Source organism: Agromyces cerinus subsp. cerinus, assembly GCF_900142065.1.
Lineage (GTDB): Bacteria > Actinomycetota > Actinomycetes > Actinomycetales > Microbacteriaceae > Agromyces > Agromyces cerinus.
This window is the reverse complement of sequence record NZ_FSRJ01000005.1, coordinates 152,381-172,897: the sequence shown is the minus strand read 5'-3', so window position 1 is coordinate 172,897 and position 20,517 is coordinate 152,381. Positions and strand designations below refer to the sequence as shown.

Here is a 20,517-nt window from a genome sequence, read left to right as displayed (position 1 = left end):
CGGGTTCGCGATCGACGACCGGTCGGTATCGCGATCGCCATATGCCAGTTCCCCCTCATCGATGAGGCGGAACTGGCATACGTCGAACTCGACAGCTGAGTCGCGGCTCCCCGGGTCGACGGCGAGCCGTGCGGCCTGCCCCAGTGCGGGCCGCACGAATGCCCGCCTGTGGTCGTTCGAGGATCCACGGTCCTCGATCGGGCCCGTGCTCTGGACCCGGTCACCGGCCGCCGTGACAATGGCCGTATGCACGAGCAAGTGCTCAAGAGGAAGATCGCCAACGCGCTGATCGAAGACGTGACGGCCAACGTGACGGTGCCGTCGATTCCGATCCTCCGCGCGGCATTGGGTGGATTGTGGGTGGGCGGCTGGGTCACCCTCACCACGAAGGCCGTGAGCTTCTCGCCGAACGGGCCCAACCGCTTCATGCAGTCGGGGAGCTCGACGTCAGCGTGCCCCTCGCGCACATCACCGACGTGACGGTGCTCTGGGGATTCTTCACGAAGATCGTCGCGATCACGACGCCCGAGTCGGTGCTGAAGGTGCGCTGCTATCGCGCAGCGCGCTTCGCCGATGAGATCCTGGCTGCTCGCGACCGCCTCGCGTGATCGGGCTTCAGGGGTCGATCGAGCTCTGGTGCGCCCGCCTCGCCTCGATCTCGGGCTCGAGCAGGTGCCGTTTCGCGGCGCGAAGCGTGTGCGAGTAGCCGACCAGCTCATGGCCGACGACCTCGATGACGCAGGAGAGCGACACCAGCCCGATCACGGTGACGAGGGCGGTGAGGTCGCCGCCCGGCTCCAGGTCGATCGGAGCCCCCGCATCCACGACGGCAGCGATGACGACCGCGGCGACGAGCGGCACGAGATTGCTGAGGAAGAGCGGTACGTGGGTGAAGTCCATCGAGCGCATGAGCACGCTCCAGATCAGGAACACGAGAATGACCACGCAGGTCACGGGCACCGCGAGGGCGAGCGTGATCTGCAGCAGGCTGAGCTCCTGGTGCTCGACGCCCTCGGCGGCGACGTGCAGGCCGGCGCCGACCGCGGCGATGGCGCCGAACAGGGGGAGGTGCACGTAGCGCCACCCCCAGATGCGTTCCGGCCATCGCAGCAGGATGGTCCTCGACGGGATGAGGTAGTACGCCCACCACAGTCCGGCGGCGATCACGAGTCCCGCCGCGACGATCGCGACGGCCGCGACCGACCATCCCTGTTCACCGACCAGGGCGCCGACCGCCGCGACCGTTCCTGCGATGACCTCGCCGAGGGTGATCAGGGTGAGCAGGCCGAACCGCTCGGCGATGTGGCCGGCGTTCCAGGGCACGCGCCCGTATCGGCGCTCGATGACCAGCGGGGCGATGAGTTCGGCGGTGGCCAGCACCGCGAGGGCAGTGATGACCGCGCCCGTCGGAATCCCTGGGATGGTCGTGAGCAGCCAGCCGACCTGCGCGACCGCGATCACGACCGCATACGCAATGGAGGTCCGGCGACGCGCCGGATCCTCACGCGCCGCGCGCAGCCAGAGCGCGATCAGCGGCACCCGCATGACGATGTAGCCCGCCACGAGCAGCATGTTGTTCGGACTCGCTCCGTGCGCGGCATCCTCGAAGCTGACCGGCAGGCCGAAGATGAAGATCACGACCCCGACCATCTGCACGACGACCGCCACGCGCACCAGCGCGTCGTCGTTGTCGTAGGCCGACGAGAACCACGTGAAGTTGAGCCACGCCCATGACACCCCGAAGATGGCGAAGAGGTACGCGCCGACGCCCGCCCCGACCTCGCCGATGAAGAGCGCGTGGGCGAGCTCGTCGGCCGCGGCCGCGAACGCGATGACGTACGTGAGGTCGTAGAGCAGCTCGAGCGGGGTGACGGTGCGATGCGGGTCATCCGGATTGCGGCCCGACATGGGTCGCAGCCGATGCCTGAGATCGAGCTTGAGCCGGTCCGAGAGGCTGAGCGTCGTCATGGAGGCAATGATGCGCCCGGGCGCGGTGCGAGGTCGAGCGCGGATTTCTCGATCGGAAGCGATCGAGGCGTGCGAATCAGCTCACGGAGACACGCGCGCGCTGACGACCCGCATCGACTCGCCCTGATCGCGCACGACGCAGCGGAGAGCGGCGTGGCGCACGCGACCCGATTCATCGGAGGAGATGACGGTGCCCGACACGCGTTGCGCACCGTCGGCCTCGGCGACCTGCAACGAGCTGCCCACATCGACGTCGGAGTGTCCGCGCGATTGAAGCTTGTGCTCGATCGCCGACCGGCACGCGGACTCGACCGTCGCAGGTGGCTGCGCGCCGGCTGTCACGACGCCGGCGATCAGGGCGGCCGCGCCGGCGAAGGCAACGGTGGGCACCGTGATGCGCGCCCAGAGCGGGATTGGCGCACGTCGGGCGGATGGCTGTTCAGGCGCACTGCGGGCGCCGGATTCAGAGGTCATGCCGGCACGGTAGGTCAGTCTGTTCGGCGCGGCATCCGTGTGCCGCACTGAATCAAGGTCGGTGCTGACCCGGACTCCGAGTCTCGACATCGAGGATCGAACCCGCCGGCTTCGGGCGGACTTCCTAGACTGGCCCCATGGTCGGGGCAGCGACAGCGGCAGCCGGCAGGGCTGCGCGGGGGATCGGCGCGGCCTTCATGGGCCTCGCATGCGCGAGCATGATCGTCGGATGCTCCGCGCGCGAGCCCGCTGACGGCACCGGTTCGCCCGAGGCATCCGCTCTGGCCGTTCTCGGCACGTTCGCCGCGGTCGGCGACTCGATCACCGACGCCGACAGCCCCGATTTCGCCGCGGGCGACATCGGCGATGCGTCGTGGACGAGGTACGTCGTGGACGACGGCTTCGATTTCGCCGGTGGCTGGGCGGAGTGGGGTGCGACGACGGCGATGATGGCCGACGCGGTCGGCCGGGTCGATGCGGACGTACTCGTGCTTCTCGCCGGCACCAATGACGTCGCGTTCGGCATCCCGTTCGAAGACTCTGCGGCGAACCTCGACCGCATCGTCGAGGTCGTCGGCATCGAGGAGGTCGTCGTCGTCTCGATCCCGCCGATGGATACGTTGCCCGCGGGAGCGGAGGCGTACAACGAGCGCCTCCACGACCTGGCGACGGATCAGGGATGGCGGTTCGTCGACGCATCTGCTGGCCTCGGCACCGCCGACGGGCGGTTCGGCGAGGGGATGAGTCTCGACGGGCTGCACCCGTCGGCGGAGGGCGCGCGTGTGCTGGGAGAGGCGATCGCGACGGCGTTGCGCGAGGAGTGAGCAAGCCTACGGATCAGCCCCGTACCGCACATCAGCGGGCGCACCCCGCAGACATCGTCGGCTACGAAGTTCACGCCACGGATGGTCACATCGGCAAGGTGGATGAGCCCGCTCCTGCTCCCGCACATGTGACGACAGCGGCACCGGACGCTTCCAAATCTCGTCGTCGGGCTGTGCGTCCTTCTTCTCGCGCTCGTCCTCCTCGATCTCTGACCCCTCTCTCCGCACCAGGATCTGGACCGGAATCGTGCGGCGGAACGGTGGGGCATCCGACGTGAGATCCACCGGCACGTCGTCCTCCAGATGCAATGAGCGTGTGAGGCCGAGGGCCGTCTGCGCGTCGGCTCCTCCTTCGATGGTGATGACGCCGTGGTACCGGCCGGCCTCCATCGCCGCAAAGGACCCGTGGTACGCACCGGTGCTTTCGCCGTCGCCGTCGACATCGGTCAGCGTGAGCGCCATCTGAGCGCCACTCGGGGTGGTCAGACGGGCGGTGACGTGCAGGCCGGACAGCGGCAAGCGGTAGGAGGCACCCGCCTCGATGGGGACGGTCTGCCCGAGTGTCGCGCTCGCACGGACGTGCATCTCATGCCCTACGTCAAGAAGCAGATGCACCGCTGCACCAGGGGTGCCGAACCGGCCCTGACTGAAGGAGGGGTCGCCCGAGGCATAGGGACCACGTCGGCGGTGTCTTCGCCGTTGCCGTCGTCGGCGAAGTAGACGTCGCCGACCTGCAGCTGCCCCTGGCTCGCGTCGTAGAGGAGTTCGCTGCTCTTGGCAATCGCCCGCTGCCACTGCGCCCAGTCCGCCGGGGGGAGTTGGTGCTGCGCGACCATCACCAGGTTCAGCCGGCCGTTCTTCAGTTCGCCGATTCCCACGGCGCACCTCTGTCCCTCATCGTGCGGGAGTCAGGCGCGGGCTGCTTCGAAGACGGGCCACCCCGACCCGGACGAGGGCATCGGCCGAATCAGCGTCGCCTCGCGGTCGTAGTGAAGGCGAATCTCGCAACCTCCGCCGATCGACTTGTCGACGTGCACGATCGCATCGACGTCTTCGCCGGCACGATCCGGGAGCCCGTACCTCGAGATCGTGCTGGAGTGGCGACCCGATTGATCAGGTCCCCAGTCGCTCTCGTCGAAGTGGAAACTCACGGTGACATCCTCCGTGTACTCGGGCGCGTTGAGGTCAGTCTCGGTCGTCAACTCAACCGCGAACTGGCTCCCTTCGAGCACGGTGCTCACGGGGTAGAAGGAACTGTTCGGTTCCCAATGCCAGACACGGACGGTCTCTCCCGCGACAGACTGCTTGATCGTCAGCTCGGAGCTCGAGTCGAAGAGATCGCAGGGCTCGAGCAGGTACAGATAGGCGCGGTACTGAATGACCCTGAACCTGGGTACGAGGCGCACGGTCTTCAAACGCAGATCGTCACTGCCGTCGGCGTTCTCGACGTGAACGAGGAACGTGCGCATGAACGGCAGCCCGCCCTGCGGGAGCTCGTATGCGTGGCGGAACTCGTAGGTGCCCTCGGGCAGCGGGTCATCCTGCGGATGCGTGTGAAGGTCGACTGGCAGGCCCGGTCTCACCCAGATCGTGTCGTACTGATCGTCCCCCCAATCGATGGCGATGCGCCGCGCGCGCTGCGTCGTCGACAGCCGAACGGTCACCACGACACTGTCCGTCGTGACGACGAATTGACTCAGGCTGTCTACGACCGGTTTGACGTCGACTGGCTTGATGATCTCAGTCCGCCCGGATACGTTCCTGTCCTCGGCATTCCCCATGGCAACCACGATGTGCCCCCCACCGGCCACGTGTCGCATTGGGCGTTCCCCTACGCCGCGCCGACGAGATGAATTATCCTCAACTTTGCGTGTGGGGTCAAACACGCCTTCATGGTCCACTCGGTCATCTACGCGAGCGCGAACTGCTTCAGCTCCGCATCTTATGCGGACAGCAGCGCCAGCAACTCCTTGCCGACCTCCTCCTTGGAGAGAGAAGCGAGCGTCGGGACCTGGAGGATGTATCGCCCGTAGATGAATCCGATGATCGTCATGACCATCCGGCGCCCGCGCGCGACTCCGAAGTCCGCCACCAGAGGCGCGAAGACGACGTTCTGCAGATACTCGGCGATGGCCCCCGATGTCTCGCCGCGAGCGGCATACTCGCGAGCGGTCTCGACGAGCTTCGCTCCGAGGATCGGGTCCTCCCAGACGGCGAGGAGCCCCTGTACGAGCCGCGGCGTCTGGATCGTGCCTGTGGCGTCGCGCGCGAGGGAGACGACGTCGTGCGGCGCGATTCGGGCGCCGATCGCAGCGGCGACCAGCGCGTCCCGGGAGCCGAAGTGGTAATTGACCAGCGTGTGGCTCACTCCCGCCTCCGCCGCGAGATCTCTGGACGACATCTCGGTGAGGTCCCCCGCTTCCAGGTGCCGCTGCGCGGCGTCGATCAACGCCTTTCGCGCCGTTGGCGTGCCCCGAGGGCGTCCGGATCCTTTATTGACCACTCTCGAATCGTGGCAGTCCGAGGCAGATCCTGGAACCATGAACACGCACATCCGCACCGACTGCGTCGTCATCGGCGGAGGCCCCGCCGGACTGATGCTCGGACTCCTCCTCGCCCGCCGGGGTGTGGACGTCACCGTCGTCGAGAAGCACGCGGACTTCCTCCGCGATTTCCGCGGCGACACCATCCACCCCTCGACCCAGGAGTTGCTGATCGAGCTCGGCCTCCTGGATGAGCTCTTGCGCCGCCCGCACTCGGACATGTCCCGCGTGCAACTGAGCTGGCACGGAACCGCGGTGACCCTGGCGGACTTCTCGCACCTGCCGACGCAGCGGAAGGTGATGACCTTCATGCCGCAGTGGGACTTCCTCGACATGATCGCCGACGCCGCCGAGCGGCTCCCGGACTTCCGTCTGCTGCGTTCGACCACGGCCGAGACCGTCATGCGGGATGCCGATGGCCGCATCATCGGGATCACGGCGACCGCTCCCGACGGCGGTCCTGTCCAAGTCACCGCCCGCCTCGTGGTCGACGCCTCCGGGCGCGACTCCGATGTCCGCGCCGACGCAGGTCTGACGCCGAACCGCGTCGCAGCCGCCATGGACGTGCTGTGGTTTCGTCTGTCCAAACATCCGGGCGAGAGCTTCCCCTTCATGCAGGCGGGGTCGGGGATGGTCATCACGATCGATCGTGAGGGCTTCTTCCAGATCGCCTATGTGATCCCCGCCGGCTCCTGGTCGGGCACCGATGAGGACCTCCTCCGGATGCGCGAGAACCTCCGCGAGGTCTCGCCGGGTCTTGCGGACTCGATCGATCGGGAGGGCCTCACGACATCGGACGTGCACCTGCTGCAGGTGCGCCTGGAACGGCTTGGCCGGTGGTACACCGACGGCCTGCTGTGCATCGGCGACGCCGCACATGCGATGTCGCCGGCCGGCGGCGTGGGCATCAACCTGGCCATTCAGGACGCCGTCGCCACGGCCCGGTATCTCGTGCCGGTGCTGAAGGTCCGTCGCCCCACTGAACGCGACCTCCGCAAGGTCCAGCGCCGGCGTACCTGGCCGGTCCTGGTGACCCAGAGGATTCAGCGCACGGCGCAGGGGCCGCTGCTCTCGGTCTCCCAGCCCGGCTCTCCGATGCCTGGGCTCCTTCGGCTGCTGCGAAAGTTCCCCCGTCTCGCACGAATCGGGGGCCGGTTCGTGGGGCTTGGCGCGCGCCCGGAGAGATTGTCCTGAGCGAACGGCGTCAGCGACTGACCCGCAGATCCTTCCACCCGAACCGCCCCGGCTCGGGCAGACTCTCCCGAATCTGCTCGGCCGTGAACATGCGCCGCGGCTTCAGGCCGTCGGGCACGGATGCCGCGGGCGGCGCGGCATCCGTCACGCCCTCGGCGAGCATGCGCACCTGGGCCTTCGCGACGAGCGGCACCTTCATGGTCCACTCGGTCACCTGTGCGAGCGCGAACTGCGCCGTTGTGTTCCCTGAGCCTGTCGAAGGGCGCGGCACCACGACCACGCGGCGTCCGAGTACGGATGCCACGCGCCGCACGGCCTTCGACAGCATGAGCTGCTCGGCGCCGACGACGGCATAGGTGCTCCCTGAGCCTGTCGAAGGGCGCGGCATCCGCCCGTCGATCGCGGCGACGAGGATGTCGGTAAGGTCGTCGATCGGGATGGGCCGGATGGGCTTCTCGCGGAAGCCGACGGTCGCGAACACCGGCAGGGTCTGCACGGTGTGGCTGAGGTGGTGCCTTCAGCAGGTCGAGGAGCGCGCGAAGCGCGCGTCTCGAGACCCGCCGCGGCCGTAGATCATGCCGGCCTTGAGGATCGTGTAGTCGAGGCCCGAGTCGCGGATCAGCTCTTCGGCCGCCCATTTCGACTCGTGGTACGGCGAGCCGCAGTCGGGCCGCGCCCGCAGGAAGCTCAGCATGATGACCTTGCGCACCCCGGCGCGCTTGGCCGCCTCGACCACGTTCGCGGTGCCCTCGATGTGTACATGCTGGTAGGTCTGGTCGCCGATCTCGCGGTTGATGCCCGCGCAGTGCGCGACGACCTCGCACCCCTCGAACGCTCGCGTCAGCGCGTCGACGTCACTGGTGTCGACGCCGGTGCGTCGAGAGATGACGACGGATGTCTCGGGCCCGAGCCGCTCGGCCAGGTGGCGTCCGACGAATCCGGTGCCGCCGGTGATCGCGGTGCGGGGGTGTTGGGTCATGCCTTGAATCTATGGAATGGACCTTCGCGCCAGTGCTGCGGTACTCATCCGGGATCGAAGCTTGTCGTCCCTCCACGCGTGGGGCACTGTGAAATCATGACAGAACTTAGGGTCGATCTGTTCACCAAAGGCGAGGATCAGTTCCCTTACGCCACAAGGAACTTCGAGATGGAGTCGCCGCCCGCTCGTGGGGAACTCTGGCCGCTGGGTGGCGGGCAGTCGCGATTCGCGGATGTGCCCGACGCCGTGGTCACGGAGATAACGCCCACCTCAGCTGGTTACGACATTCGGCTGATCATCGACGCTGCTGATGATGATGTGCGCCAAGTAACTATCGTCGAGAATTGGACCCGACACCGACCCGCTCACCACGCATAGGCCGTGATCCCGAGCGCGGCTTCATGCTGGCGTGCTGAGCTGTGGTCGCCTCGGGAGGATCGTGTTGTCGAGGCCAGCGTCGCGGATCAGCTCTCCGGCCGCCCATTTCGACTCCTGTAGGGGAATCCGCAGTCGGTCGGGCCCGCAGGGAGCTCAGCATGATGATCTTCCGACCTCCGGAAGACGCAGATGCAGCCGCGAAGGACTAGAAGGCATCGCCTCCGCGAACTTCGTGTTCGCGCTCAGGCACTTTTGTGGTGCGAATTTTAGCGAGTCTGCGCCGTGGAATGAGTCTGCGCCGTGGAATAAGGTGCTCGCCGCACTGCTGAGGTCGGTCGCTCACGCGCGGGTCCGCCTCAAGGGGGCGGCATGCCGCAGGGCGAGCGGGATGTTGGGCCCATTCACACTACGCTGTCATCGCCAAGGCACCGGCATGGCAGGTTCAAGAGGAGGCGAACTTCATGCGCGGTTCACGATGGTATCGATGAGAGAGAACACCCAGCGCCCGGACGGACGCATCGCGCCGGGGGACGTCGCACGCCTGAGAAACGCCACTAGAGCCCTGCGGCTGCACATCGACGAACTCCCGATTGATTATCGTCTCGGTGCGTTGCCGCAGCGATTCTTGACGGGGCTCGCATTCGCGTCCGCGCGACAGCGTTTCGATTGTGTCGAGTCCTTGATTGGCGCAGGATTCGGCGGGACAGCGATGGGAGCAATGAGCCGTGGCCTCCTTGTCGACGCGCTGAAGTGGTGGTGGATTGCGTCTGATGCGCCACGCGAGGCGGGTTTGTTGGCGGAGTTGCTTCGCGAACGCGACGGCATCTGCGAAACGCTTGGCAGTACTGGCAGTACTTGCGGAGCACTGAACCGTTGGCTGCAACCTCTACCCAACATCGCAGGACTCACTGGTCAGGCGCAGGGATGGGCCCGGCTAGAGCCACTGCCCAGCGACAACGACCTGCTCGCGGAATACTTGGAGGGCCGTCTTAATCCGGTAGTTTCAGCCCGGCCGCAATCGCAACAATTGATGGAACGCATGCACGAATTGCTGTCGAGTGCAGAGCTCTACGGGACGACCATGATCCTCGCACACAGCGGTCATGGCAATTATCTTGGCCTCCTTAGCAGCGTGGCCGAAGCCGGTGGCGTTGGGTTCGATCTCCGATTCGATCACGAGGCTTTGTTCATGCAGGCCGCTGCGATTGGGGTAGTGGGTACGCTGGTGGGCTCCTCGGTCCCGGACGGGGTTTGGTGGCCACAAGAAGTTCCGAAGGCCGCTTTCATCAACACTGCGCTCGATCTAGCCCACAACGTATCGACTGCCGCGACCGCTGTGCACAAGTTGGTCGGGCGCCCTAACTCTCGAGCTACTGGAGGCCGTAAGCGTTCGACTGCCTCACGACGGAACGGTCCATTTGCTCCTGACCCGCGCGCTACACCGAAGACGAGCGCCCTCCTGCCTGACGTTGCTTCCGTAGAGCCGGTTTGGGACGCGGTGCAGGAGTACGCCGAGCTTGTTGGGCGATTCAAGGTAGACCCTTGGGCCCCGAATCAAACCTTTCACGCTGTGCTCAGCTACGGGGCGGCCATCTCAAACTTTCAGAGTCTGTTGACTGTCAACAATCAGCCGGGCGCTTCGATCATCCTGCCATTTGTGGCTCGACTGATGCTGGAGGAAGCCGCTCGAACTAGGTGGCGATACGCAACGCAGGACGTACCCACGTTTGAGAAACAAGCTACGCAGTTCTTTGATGAGTACCGAGCGCGTCGCAAGAAGACGATTGACCAACTAATCACAAGCGGCGTTTCCAGGGCGGCTGCGGAACGGTTCTTTGCGCTTCCCGAGTACGTTGATCAGTCGCGAGTGCCATCGACGGCGAGTCGGGGGAGAGTGCCGCTTCCTCCTGTGGCGCAAATGCTGGGGATGCTCGGTCAGTCCTTCCCTGAGCCAGGGTGGCTGAAGGTCGCATATTCAGCGCTTAGTCAGGTGACCCACATGACTCCGCTTGGTCTGCTTCACTCGGTGCGGTTCCGGAATGGGGCTCTGCGCTTTGGGACCTTGAGTCCCGAAATGACAGCCCTTAGTTTGGACGTCGCATGCATTGCGAGCGCTGAGATTCTGGGAACGTTCGGGTTAGTACTCAGCGACTTGAGTGAGGGTGCATTCGAGTGGCGTAGAGACCTTGTCAGGGGTTCGGCGAAGGTTCACAACCTGTCACGACTGGTTCACGGTCTCGATTAGCATCGCGGGACGGGTCCGAACCCCGCTTTGGGTGGGATGAGCACTGCTTGTGAAGTGCGGACTTGGGGCGTTGGCCGTAGACCATGCCAGCCTTGAGGATCGTGTAGTCGCGGCCCGAGTCACGAATCGGCTCTTCGGCCGCCCATTCGATACTCTCAGCGGCGGTCTACATCAGAACAGGCCGTGTGCTGCTTGCGGAAGAATTTGATCTACTCGTCCTCATCGTCTGGTTCGGCGCCGCCGGCAACACCGTCATCAACCAGTGACTCCTCGTCGTCCGGTACATCGAGTGTCACCCCGCCGTGATCGACCTCGTACGCCAGATAGTGATTCAGCGCCTCAGTGTCCTCGTACGGCAGGTCGCGGAGGAGTGGGGTGGCAGTGACGAGCAGATCAGCGAGGCGAATCTTGCTCCGTGTCTGGCCAGTGCCTGACATCGCAGTGAGGTCAACCGTGACTCGACCTGAGCTCGACGTCGCGATGGCCTGCGTCACCTCGGAAGGGCCGTCGAATTGCCCGGAAACTCCGACGAGGCGGTGGGTGTCGATTGCGCCGTCCTCGTGCTTCAAGATGAAGACCTCACTGCCCGAGTGAAGAGTCACCTCCGCAAGTTCAGCTTTCTCGGCCCGGTCGACGAAGGTCGAAACCGCAACAGGGTTGGCGGTCGTCTTCCTAACACTTTCGAGATCCTTCTTCGTCGCACCGATGAATGCAAAGAACCCTGGCGCTTCGAAGGTCAGGCGGCGTTCGCGGATGTCCCAGCTGAATTTGGATTCCCGGTCGATCTCACCAACACCCAGTGGGTCGTCAACGAGCACCATTGCCCGCGCGGAGAGTATGTCGAGGTTGGCCTTGATCAAACGCTCGATATTCGGCCTGGACGCGGCGAAGTCCAGGTGTTCGAGGTCGGCCATCTTCAAGCCACGGCCCACCCTCTTCCAGAACTCGGGATCGTCGGTCCGCATGTAAGTCACGAGGTATCGCAGTGACTCGATGTTGAGTCGCCCGGACAGGTCGGCCTTTCCGGGGAACAGCATGAGTGGACCCTCGCTGCCCTCCCACACGGCTTGGAGGACACGGTTCATACGCCACGCCTGCGGACCGCCCAGACGTTCTTCGATTTCTGAGATCGCCTCGGCGGTGCCTGCCGCCTTCACGTCAGAGGCAGCTTCGAATCCCCGAGACACAACCGATGCGAACTCCACAGCTTCGTTGCCGATGAACGTCCCGCGCCCACCTTGGGCGATCGCGTTGCTCAGCATGTTGGCCGTCGAATCTGTCTTCTTCCGGTCGATCAAGCGTTCCAGCGCGTCCGGCTCGGCGAACATCGCGCCGCTCTCCTCGACCGCACCATCGATGCGGCTGTCCTTCTCGGTGCCTTCGTTGGGGGTCAACCCAAAGATGAATGGGTCGTGCGAGTCGATGAGGGCGACGTCTTCGACGAGGGCGTTGAGGTCATAACTCATCCGGAGGAAGACGTGACGTTCGGCCTTGTCTGGCCATGTCAGCACGAAGTCCGGCGCGAATGTGTGGTTGAAGAAGTCCGTCGAACGAATCCGTGCCGTGTCGTCAAGCGCGGCCAGTTCGTCCGCGACTGCCGCCTTGACCCGGAATATGGAATCGCGAGGGGAAGGATCGAAGAGGCCGTCACGGATCTGGGTGGTGTAACCGGAGGTCTCCACGTCAGTCGTCCTTTCCGGTCTCGTATTTGTCGATAACGCCGCGGTGCTCCTTGGAGATTACGAGTGTTTCCTGCTTCTCCGAGAGGATGATTAGCCACAGTCTCTTGGCAACAGCCGACACCGCATCGTCATCGATGAGCGGTCGGGCTTCCTCTTCGCTCTCGACGCCGAACACTTTGTCTCGGTGTTTCAGAACGTGTTTCCGAACGTAGCCCTCGCTCATCAGGTTCGGCCACTGGTTGATCGAGTGCGGACTCCAAGCCACCCACATGAAGTGGTCGCAGAAACTCGGCTTGTCCAGGTATGCCACGTAACACTGAGCGAGGAACTTCGAGTAGTGGTCCGGAAGGTCGCTTGGCGTCGCGTAGTTCTTCGACTCTGCGAAGAACATCTCGCCGTCGTAGTCGCCGTGCTTGAGGAATCCCCCGAGGTCGAACGAAAAATTCTGGCCACCGTGTGGCCATGTGAACCGGAGCTTCTTCACGGCCGGGGGGTCTGGGTTTACCCACTGGGCGCTCACGCGGGTGGTGGACTCTAGCCAGCGCTTCGCGCGACGAGCGCCATCGGCACCTTTCGCCTGCGCCGACTCGCCCTCGATTCGTGCCATGTTCCGTACCCTACTGGGGCTCGGGATTCCATTTCGGCACCTCGGCTCGCTCGGGGTGTCCCCATTTCCGGGGTAGTCGGTTCCCCTTGCCGATATCCCCGGTAGAACTATGTGGGCAGGTAGGCGGTAGTCCAGTCCGTGTCTGACTGTTTGGGAGTTCCCCTAGCAGTGCGCCACTTCACCCGAAGACGAGCGCGATACATCGAGGGGAAGTGGGGCGAGCGGTACGGGCTCCCAGCATGTCGCGCCGACTCCCGCTCCTCAGCGCGCTCCTTCGCGATTGACTCGCGCAGAGTGGGGATGGTGAACTTCACGACCTCGCGACCCGCGACCTGAATCGGAGAGGGGTTTGCCTCCGTCGTACTCTCGAACATGAACTGGATAGTGACCTCGTGTGCCTCGTCCTTGCCCAGGTTCTGGATGGTCACGACGCCATCATTCGCCGAGTCGAATTCCCATTCCCAAACGACATCGTGTTGCTCGTAACTCAGTTCAGATACGCGACCTGAAATTTCGTTGGCCTCTCGAGCGATCTCGTTGGACTCGTTCGAGAGGAAATTGGCCTTCTTTGAAATCCCGTTCGCTTCCTTGGCGATCAGGTTGGCTGCGGCGGCAGCCTCTTTTGCCTGTCGTGCATGACGAAGACCGACGAGCCCGACGATGAAACCGGTTCCCCCGAAGATAATGGCGACGAATGCGGCAACCCAAGCAGCGACAGCTGCGGACTCTTCGGGTGACATGGGACGAATGTATCCACGTTCCCACCGCCATTGGTTTGGGTGCGTGCTTACGCGCGGTTTGCGTTGAAACAACGCTAACGTTCGATCATGACGGACACTGCGGTCGCTCGGCCATCATGTTGGTGGTGTGGTGCCATTGCAGATTCTCGCGAGCACAAATTCACTGCGTATGAGCTTCGACTCGCAAACGGCCCAGGACCCTGGATTGGTGATGGCGCCGTCGTTCACGGCGACTTCTCCGAGAAGTTGCTGCAGGTACAGGGCCCCAATTCAGCCCTGGCAAAGTTCCCTCCGTCGATGTGCGCGAACTGCAACAACGCTCGCAGTCAGCCTTTCGATCGCGCCTACCAAAAGATGCTGGCGTACATCGTGGATCACGAAGAAGAAATGGGAACGTCCAGGCGGTTCCGATTCTCAGAGGTCTACGGTGCGGATTGGGCAGCAGAGCGAACGAACCTGATCAAGTATTTCGTCAAGCACGCCTGCTGCCGAGCCGTGGAATCTGGAGTTCAAATCCCTGACGGTGTGCGAGGTTACTTGAACGACCCAAGCGCAATTGGCGCGGCTCCGCATTTTCATTTCACGTTGTCGATCCAGCAAGACATGCTGGAGCTGCGACTCACGGGCGATATGCCGTGGGGCTCGTTCTTCGGCGATGCAGAGGTGTATACGAACGAGGCCCGGCAGGTCAGCGTGATTAGGAGCCATTACTCGTGGGGCTGGTTCCGCTACTACTGGTTGCTCAATGCCGATGACCCGCTCGGGACAACTACGTTCGAGGGGGATCTCGTCGAAATGGGGCGGGAAGCTCTGCCTGCAGAGGAACGCGCTTCGTTCCCGACTTTCAATTAGCACTTGAGGAGCCGAGGTTCCTTACCCAGGGTCGAGAAGTGCAGCAGAGTCCAGAACCCTGCTGATGGCAGGTGCGTCGCCACACCCGGCCAGTCGACGTGCTCTGACATGAGCGACCCGGGTGCCTGGGGTTGCGGGGTTCGAGGAACTGACGGGATCGAACCACAGCAGATTTTGAGACGCGACGCGTGCGAACATGACCGCAGGACGTCGCTACCCGAAGTCGGGAATACCCACGCCCTCTCCGCGTTGAACTTGAGCGTACCCCGCTCAACTTCCAGGAGGATTGGTGCCCGAAGACTTCAACCCCGAAGCCGGCGCGAGCTCGTTCGACGAGTTTCTCGCCCGCTATCTCGCGGGTGAGCAGGCGCGTCAGGCTCGGTCGATCGACCTCAGCCGGTTCCTGACCGCCCGTACTCAAGGCATCCTGCGTCAAGCAGGACGCTTCGCGCTCGAGCGCGGCCAGACCGAGCTCGACGCCCTGCACATCCTGCGCGTGATCGTCGAAGACGAGAGCGTCACGCAGGCGATCGAGCGTGTCGGCGCGTCTGCCGAACGCATCGTCACGATGACCGAGGCTCGGTTGCCCGCGGCTGGTTTCGACAAGCTCAACCAGCAGGATGCCGCCACGATCACCCCGAGCGCCTCCCGCGCGCTGTTCCACAGCTACCAGGTGGCGCGCTCGGCCGGCTCGACCTACATCGACCCCGAGCACCTCTTCTTCGCGCTCGTGCTGGGGCAGGACGCCCCCGCCGGCCAGGTGCTCGCGCGCGCCGGCGTCACCGCCGAGGCCCTCACGCAGGGCATGCGGGAGACGGTCGAAGCGGGCGGATTTCGACAGGCTCAATCCGCAGAGGAGGGTGAGCCTGGGGCATCCGACACCCCCATGCTCGACAAGTTCGGCACCGACCTCACCGAGTTGGCCGCGAACGGCGAGCTCGACCCCGTGATCGGCCGTGCCGACGAGATCGAGCAGACCATCGAGATCCTCAGCCGTCGCACCAAGAACAACCCGGTGCTGATCGGCGAGGCCGGCGTCGGCAAGACGGCGATCGTCGAGGGCCTCGCCCGCGCGATCGTCGAGGAGTCGGTGCCCGAGGCGCTGCTCGACAAGCGCGTCATCTCGCTCGACCTGCCCGGCATGCTCGCGGGCACCCGCTACCGCGGCGACTTCGAGGAGCGCCTCACCAAGACCATGGAGGAGATCGCCGCAAACAAGGGCGAGCTCATCATCTTCATCGATGAGATCCACACCGTGGTCGGCGCGGGCGGCTCGGGCGACGGCGGCACCGACGCGGGCAACATCCTGAAGCCGCGCCTCGCGCGCGGCGAGCTGCACCTCGTGGGTGCGACCACGCTCAAGGAGTACCGCACCATCGAGAAGGATCCCGCCCTCGAGCGCCGGTTCCAGCCGGTGCGCGTGGGGGAGCCCTCGATCGAAGACGCCGTGCTGATTCTGCACGGGCTGAAGCCTGCCTACGAGGAGCACCACGGCGTGCAGTACACGGATGCCGCGCTGCGCGCCTCCGTCGAGCTGAGTGCCCGCTACCTCACCGACCGGGTGCTGCCCGACAAGGCCATCGACCTCATCGACCAGGCCGGCGCGCGTCTGCGCCTCAAGCTCGGCATGAAGACGGATGTCTCCGCGCTCATCGCGCGACTCGCCGACCTCGAGGCCGACAAGAACGCCGCCGTCGGCGCCGAGCACTACGAGGAGGCCTCGCGCATCCGTGACGAGATCTCGAAGGTGCAGGATCGGCTCGATGCGGCCACCGAGAAGGGGCGCGCCGGTTTCGACAAGCTCAACCAGCAGGGTGACGGACTCAACCAGCAGAGCACCGTGATCGACGAAGCGGAGATCGCCGCGGTGATCTCGCGGGCCACCGGCATTCCGGTGAACCGCCTCACCGAGAGCGAGCGCGAGCGCCTCGGCGACCTCGAGGGCGAGCTGCACGCGCGCGTCATCGGCCAAGACGACGCGGTCACCGCGGTCGCGAAGGCCGTGCGCCGCAGCCGCACCGGCATGGGCGACGCCAAGCGCCCTGTGGGTTCGTTCCTATTCCTCGGGCCGACGGGTGTCGGCAAGACCGAGCTGGCGCGTGCGCTGGCGTCGTCGCTCTTCGACGACGAGCAGGCGATCATTCGGTTCGACATGAGCGAGTTCGGCGAGCGGCACACGGTGTCGCGACTCGTCGGCGCCCCTCCCGGCTATGTCGGGTACGACGAGGCCGGGCAGCTCACCGAGCGCGTGCGGCGCAACCCGTACTCGATCGTGCTGTTCGACGAGATCGAGAAGGCGCACCCCGACGTGTTCAACCTGCTGCTGCAGGTGCTCGACGACGGACGCCTGACCGACGGCCAGGGCCGCACGGTCGACTTCCGCAACACGGTGATCGTGATGACCTCGAACCTCGGTTCGGAGTTCCTCGCGTCGCGTTCGGGTGCACTCGGCTTCGTGGCATCGACGGATGGCTCGGGCTTCAGCTCCTCCGATGACGTGCGCAACCGCGTCATGGGCAAGGTGCGCGAGGCCATGCGCCCCGAGTTCCTGAACCGCATCGACGAGATCGTGCTGTTCCAGAAGCTCGACGAGCCGCAGCTCGCCCAGATCGTGCGCCTCATGCTCGGCGCGACCGCGTCACGGCTCGCCGCGCGCGAGGTCGCCTTCGAGGTGACGGATGCCGCGGTGTCGTTCTTGGCCGAACGCGGTTACGAGCCCGAGTACGGTGCCCGGCCCCTGCGCCGCGTCATCCAGCGCGAGATCGACGACCGCATCAGCGACCTGTTCGTCAGCGGTGCGCTCGGCGACGGCGAGGGCGTGAAGGTGGATGCCGCGGACGGCGAGTTCGTCGTGACATCCGTGCCCCGTGCGACCGTGACGCTGCCGGCGGCGGCGTAACCACCTCGCGGCGTCGCACGTAACCGTGTGAAGCAGCGGCCGTAACCGGTCGAAGACGAACGCCCGGTCCTCATCACGAGGGCCGGGCGTTCGTCATTGAGCGACACCTTGGTGACGGAGAAACATCGGTGGCGATGGATACGATCCACGGATGACCGAGACCGAGTTCTATGCACTCATCGACACTGCGCGCCCGAGCGCGACACCTGACTCTCCAAGTGCCGACCCTGACGCCCTGCGTGAAGTGCTGAGCCGGTTGCCAGACGATGTGGTCGCGGCGTTTGCGGCGGAGTTTCGCCGCCAGCTCGTTCGGCTCAATCGCTGGTCGCTCTGGGATGCCGGGTACGCGGCAGCCGGCGGAATGGGCGACGATGCATTCCACTACTTCCGTTCATGGCTCATCGGTAAGGGCGCCGAGGTTGTCGACGTCGCCCTCACCGATCCCGAGCTGCTCGTGCCGTATCTCGACACCGATGAGCTCGAGAACGAACTCCTCGAGTACGTCGCTGAAGAGGTGCTCGATGATCGTGGCATCGAGGACGACGAGAACGGCGCAGACCTCGAACCCACCGATGGCGAGCCCGAAGGGGTGCGGTTCGACGAGGAGACGTCTGAGGAGAGGCATCCGAAGCTTGCGGCTTGGTCGGCTGAAGCGAGTAGTGGGTTCGGTCTCGACGTGTAGCGCGAAGCGCGTGTCGACACCAGAACGCCCGGCATCTCAAGGGGGTGCCGGGCATTCGTGCTTCGGGCGTGCGGTGATCAGCAGGGCAGGAGCACGCGAACCTGGTCACTGATCTCCTGCACGAGCTCGTCGACGGTGCGGGTGATGTTCACCGTCGCCGCCATGGTGACGAACATGATCGCCGAGACGATGCGCGCGAGGGTGGCGGCGTCGCGCTCGCCGACGCGGTCGTCGCGACGCAGCACGGCGGCGATGGCCTCTTCGGTCTGCAGGGTCAGCGTGAGCGCGTCGCGGTGGTGCGGCTCTTCGGGGTCGCCGAAGACGAGTTCGCGCAGGTAGGTGCGCCCGTTGTCGATCTGGATGCGGTTGCAGTGCACGACCGGGCGCACGATCGCCATCACCGCGTCGAGCGCATCGGGCAGGCTCGCGGCGGCCGCCCGCCCCTCGTCGAGGGCGTCGGCGTAGGCGGAGTTCTGCACGAGCAGAAGCAGTTCGCCCTTGGTCTTGGCGTAGAGGAACAGGGTGCCGGCGCCGATGTCGGCCTTCTCGGCGATCTGCTGGGTGGTGACGTCGTCGACGCCGTGCTCGGCGAAGAGTTCTCGCGCGGCGGCGGTGATGCGTTCGAGCTTGACCTGCTTGTTCCGCTCGCGCCGCCCGACCGGTGCCGTGACCGAGGCCATTCCGTCCTCCAGGATTGGATCTGACTGTGCTCAGTCCTGAGCATAATGCGGCAGGACGCGGCCCTCTCTGACATACGTCAACGCCTCGGACACGTTGTAGGCGTGGATCGCCGATGCGAACATCGACAGCTCGTCTGACATGGTCGAGATCTCGTCGCCGTCGAAGAATGCCGCGCGCGCGGCGGCATCGGCGAAGCCGAGCACGAGCGAGGCGTGGAACCGCTGATCGGCGGGATTGTCGTGGGCGACGTCGGGCGTGTTCCAGAGCCGCTCGTTCCAGGGCATGAACACCTGGGTGCGCAGCTCGGTCAACTTCGCGGTCTTCGCGAGCGCGGGCACGAGGGCGTCGGTGAGATGCCTCCGGAACGCTCGGGTGCCGACGCCCTCGCGTCGTCTCACGTAGATGAGGGCACGTGACCCCGTGTCGCCGGTTCGCTCGTACCAGCGGGTGGAGTTGGGCGGGCCGGCGTACATCAGGGTGCGCCGGAACACGTTCACCTCGTCTTGGAAGGCGAGTTTGGTCTGCGCGCGGCCCTGCAACGGCGCGAGCGCGGAGGCGAAGGTGACCTCGGCGACCCCGTCGATCTTGCGATCTGCGGGAATGGCCGTCTCGACGCCGTGGGTGGCGGGCCACAGCCCGGGGTTGACCGCCTCGAGGTGGAGCTGCCGGTATTCGTCGAGCCCCGGAGATGCCGAGATGATCTTCGAGTGCGGGCCCTTCCAGTGCTCCATGCCCTGCTGGCGGGGCTGATCGGTGCGCATCCACAGCAGGATCGATGACGCGAGCGCCTTCTTCGTGAACGGGATCGTGTTCGTCATGGCATGCCTTCTTGAGTGATTCGGATGCCGGTCAGCGCGCGAGGAACTCGACGGCGACGGGCGCGAAGCGGTCGTGGAACTGGAAGATGCCGCCGTGGCCGGAGTCGGGGTAGATGATCAGCTCGGACCCCGCGATGCGGCGGTGGAGGTCGTTGGAGAGCACGGAGGGCACCATGCGGTCGTGGTCGCCGTTCGCGATCAGGGTGGGCTGAGTGAGCTTCGAGAGGTCTGCGGGCGCCGAGCGACCCCACTTCTTGATCGCCTTCAGCTGCGTCTGGAACGCCTTCGTCGTGATCGGGGCGTCGCGATCGACGGTGCGCTCCTGGAGTCGCTTCACGAATGCTTTCGCGGCGGGCTTGCCGGTGGCGTTGCGGTTGAAGAAGAGGAACTCCTTCGGGTCGGAGCGGGTCAGGGTCGCGCGCAGGATGTCGAAGTAGGTGACGCCGGCGACCTTGTCGATGCCGGCGCCGCCGGAGGGGCCGGTGCCGGTGAGCACGAGCTTGCGCACGAGCTCGGGGTGCTCGACCACGAGCGCCTGCGCGACCATTCCGCCGAGGGAGAAGGCGAAGATGTCGACCTCGTCGAAGCCGAGCGCCGTGATGAAGGTCGTGGCGTCAGCGGCCATCGCCTCGACGCTGTCGGGCACCTCGCCGGTGGTCGCGCCGACGCCACGGTTGTCGAACGTGATCACGTGGCGGCCTTCGGCGATGGGGTCGATGATGCGCGGGTCCCAGTTGTCGAGCGTCGCGGCGAGGTGCACGAAGAAGACGACGGGCACGCCGCCCTTCGGGCCCAGCTCGCGGTAGGCGTAGGACACGCCGCCGGCGGTGATCGTGCGGGTGGGGGCCTTCGCGTACGACGTGACGGGCCCGCTCGCGGTATCGGGGGTGGTGCTCATGAGGATTCTCCTTTTAGTGAGTTGACTCAATTGTGAGTCGACTCAGGAAAATT

Annotated in this window: 22 protein-coding genes; 8 read left to right on the top strand and 14 right to left on the bottom strand. The window is 65.2% G+C overall.

Features of this window, described 5'->3' with window-relative positions:
• The first annotated feature begins 246 nt into the window (after nt 1–246).
• A complete protein-coding gene (locus BUR99_RS18195) occupies nt 247–480 on the top strand; it encodes a hypothetical protein (RefSeq protein ID WP_074261811.1) in 234 nt (77 codons plus the stop codon).
• Complete coding sequence (locus BUR99_RS20320; RefSeq protein WP_159441010.1) at nt 453–608, top strand: hypothetical protein; 156 nt, start codon at nt 453–455, stop codon at nt 606–608. The genes BUR99_RS18195 and BUR99_RS20320 overlap by 28 nt, the downstream gene beginning before the upstream one ends.
• A gap of 7 nt (nt 609–615) precedes the next feature.
• Here the strand turns inward: BUR99_RS20320 and BUR99_RS18190 are convergent, their stop codons facing one another.
• Both BUR99_RS18190 and BUR99_RS18185 read right to left on the bottom strand, forming a co-directional pair.
• The gene (locus tag BUR99_RS18190; RefSeq protein ID WP_074261810.1) at nt 616–1,968 is read right to left on the bottom strand and encodes a low temperature requirement protein A; all 1,353 of its coding nucleotides are present in this window, start codon (nt 1,966–1,968) and stop codon (nt 616–618) included.
• Between the two features lie 81 nt (nt 1,969–2,049).
• On the bottom strand, nt 2,050–2,490 hold the full coding sequence (locus tag BUR99_RS18185; RefSeq protein WP_143231712.1) for a hypothetical protein: 441 nt from the start codon (nt 2,488–2,490) through the stop codon (nt 2,050–2,052).
• Between the two features lie 89 nt (nt 2,491–2,579).
• Between BUR99_RS18185 and BUR99_RS18180 the strand changes: the two genes are divergently transcribed.
• Nucleotides 2,580–3,266: an SGNH/GDSL hydrolase family protein gene (locus BUR99_RS18180; RefSeq protein WP_084184138.1), complete on the top strand. Its 687-nt coding sequence runs from the start codon at nt 2,580–2,582 to the stop codon at nt 3,264–3,266.
• Between the two features lie 6 nt (nt 3,267–3,272).
• Here BUR99_RS18180 and BUR99_RS18175 read toward each other — a convergent pair whose 3' ends face one another.
• From BUR99_RS18175 to BUR99_RS19745, 4 genes are all read right to left on the bottom strand, one after another.
• Entirely contained in the window at nt 3,273–3,851 is a 579-nt protein-coding gene (locus BUR99_RS18175) for a hypothetical protein (RefSeq protein ID WP_074261807.1), read from the bottom strand.
• Nucleotides 3,852–3,859: 8 nt separating this feature from the next.
• Entirely contained in the window at nt 3,860–4,144 is a 285-nt protein-coding gene (locus BUR99_RS18170) for a hypothetical protein (protein WP_074261806.1), read from the bottom strand.
• A gap of 30 nt (nt 4,145–4,174) precedes the next feature.
• Complete coding sequence (locus BUR99_RS18165; protein ID WP_143231711.1) at nt 4,175–5,047, bottom strand: hypothetical protein; 873 nt, start codon at nt 5,045–5,047, stop codon at nt 4,175–4,177.
• Nucleotides 5,048–5,208: 161 nt separating this feature from the next.
• Nucleotides 5,209–5,715: a TetR/AcrR family transcriptional regulator gene (locus BUR99_RS19745; protein WP_074261804.1), complete on the bottom strand. Its 507-nt coding sequence runs from the start codon at nt 5,713–5,715 to the stop codon at nt 5,209–5,211.
• A gap of 91 nt (nt 5,716–5,806) precedes the next feature.
• Here BUR99_RS19745 and BUR99_RS18155 point away from each other — a divergent pair, with 91 nt between their 5' ends.
• A complete protein-coding gene (locus BUR99_RS18155; protein ID WP_074261803.1) occupies nt 5,807–7,003 on the top strand; it encodes an FAD-dependent oxidoreductase in 1,197 nt (398 codons plus the stop codon).
• Between the two features lie 10 nt (nt 7,004–7,013).
• Here the strand turns inward: BUR99_RS18155 and BUR99_RS20600 are convergent, their stop codons facing one another.
• Nucleotides 7,014–7,499, bottom strand: a complete 486-nt coding sequence (locus BUR99_RS20600; protein WP_234980910.1) for a Rossmann-fold NAD(P)-binding domain-containing protein — start codon at nt 7,497–7,499, stop codon at nt 7,014–7,016.
• 21 nt (nt 7,500–7,520) lie between these two features.
• The gene (locus BUR99_RS20595; RefSeq protein ID WP_234980909.1) at nt 7,521–7,982 is read right to left on the bottom strand and encodes an SDR family oxidoreductase; all 462 of its coding nucleotides are present in this window, start codon (nt 7,980–7,982) and stop codon (nt 7,521–7,523) included.
• Nucleotides 7,983–8,844: 862 nt separating this feature from the next.
• Between BUR99_RS20595 and BUR99_RS20110 the strand changes: the two genes are divergently transcribed.
• Entirely contained in the window at nt 8,845–10,605 is a 1,761-nt protein-coding gene (locus tag BUR99_RS20110) for a hypothetical protein (protein WP_143231709.1), read from the top strand.
• Between the two features lie 209 nt (nt 10,606–10,814).
• On the opposite strand, the gene BUR99_RS18145 is transcribed toward BUR99_RS20110, so the two are convergent.
• From BUR99_RS18145 to BUR99_RS20105, 3 genes are all read right to left on the bottom strand, one after another.
• A complete protein-coding gene (locus BUR99_RS18145) occupies nt 10,815–12,287 on the bottom strand; it encodes a hypothetical protein (protein ID WP_074261802.1) in 1,473 nt (490 codons plus the stop codon).
• A gap of 1 nt (nt 12,288) precedes the next feature.
• Entirely contained in the window at nt 12,289–12,894 is a 606-nt protein-coding gene (locus tag BUR99_RS18140) for a hypothetical protein (protein ID WP_074261801.1), read from the bottom strand.
• 107 nt (nt 12,895–13,001) lie between these two features.
• Nucleotides 13,002–13,634 carry a hypothetical protein gene (locus BUR99_RS20105; protein ID WP_143231708.1) on the bottom strand — a complete coding sequence of 211 codons (633 nt, stop codon included), beginning with the start codon at nt 13,632–13,634 and terminating at the stop codon, nt 13,002–13,004.
• Between the two features lie 87 nt (nt 13,635–13,721).
• On the opposite strand from BUR99_RS20105, the gene BUR99_RS20100 reads away from it, so the two are divergent.
• The 3 genes from BUR99_RS20100 to BUR99_RS18120 all read left to right on the top strand — a co-directional run bounded on the left by BUR99_RS20100 (nt 13,722) and on the right by BUR99_RS18120 (nt 18,067).
• The gene (locus BUR99_RS20100; RefSeq protein WP_143231707.1) at nt 13,722–14,486 is read left to right on the top strand and encodes a hypothetical protein; all 765 of its coding nucleotides are present in this window, start codon (nt 13,722–13,724) and stop codon (nt 14,484–14,486) included.
• Nucleotides 14,487–14,775: 289 nt separating this feature from the next.
• Nucleotides 14,776–17,385 carry an ATP-dependent Clp protease ATP-binding subunit gene (locus BUR99_RS18125; RefSeq protein ID WP_074261907.1) on the top strand — a complete coding sequence of 870 codons (2,610 nt, stop codon included), beginning with the start codon at nt 14,776–14,778 and terminating at the stop codon, nt 17,383–17,385.
• 151 nt (nt 17,386–17,536) lie between these two features.
• Nucleotides 17,537–18,067, top strand: a complete 531-nt coding sequence (locus BUR99_RS18120; protein ID WP_074261798.1) for a DUF4240 domain-containing protein — start codon at nt 17,537–17,539, stop codon at nt 18,065–18,067.
• Between the two features lie 77 nt (nt 18,068–18,144).
• Here BUR99_RS18120 and BUR99_RS18115 read toward each other — a convergent pair whose 3' ends face one another.
• From BUR99_RS18115 to BUR99_RS18105, 3 genes are read right to left on the bottom strand one after another with little or no spacing between them, the layout of a single operon-like run.
• Nucleotides 18,145–18,747 carry a TetR/AcrR family transcriptional regulator gene (locus tag BUR99_RS18115; RefSeq protein WP_074261797.1) on the bottom strand — a complete coding sequence of 201 codons (603 nt, stop codon included), beginning with the start codon at nt 18,745–18,747 and terminating at the stop codon, nt 18,145–18,147.
• A gap of 30 nt (nt 18,748–18,777) precedes the next feature.
• The gene (locus BUR99_RS18110; RefSeq protein ID WP_084184136.1) at nt 18,778–19,566 is read right to left on the bottom strand and encodes a strictosidine synthase; all 789 of its coding nucleotides are present in this window, start codon (nt 19,564–19,566) and stop codon (nt 18,778–18,780) included.
• Nucleotides 19,567–19,597: 31 nt separating this feature from the next.
• Nucleotides 19,598–20,464 (bottom strand): alpha/beta fold hydrolase, encoded by an 867-nt coding sequence (locus BUR99_RS18105; protein ID WP_074261796.1) that lies wholly within the window; start codon nt 20,462–20,464, stop codon nt 19,598–19,600.
• Nucleotides 20,465–20,517 lie beyond the last annotated feature (53 nt).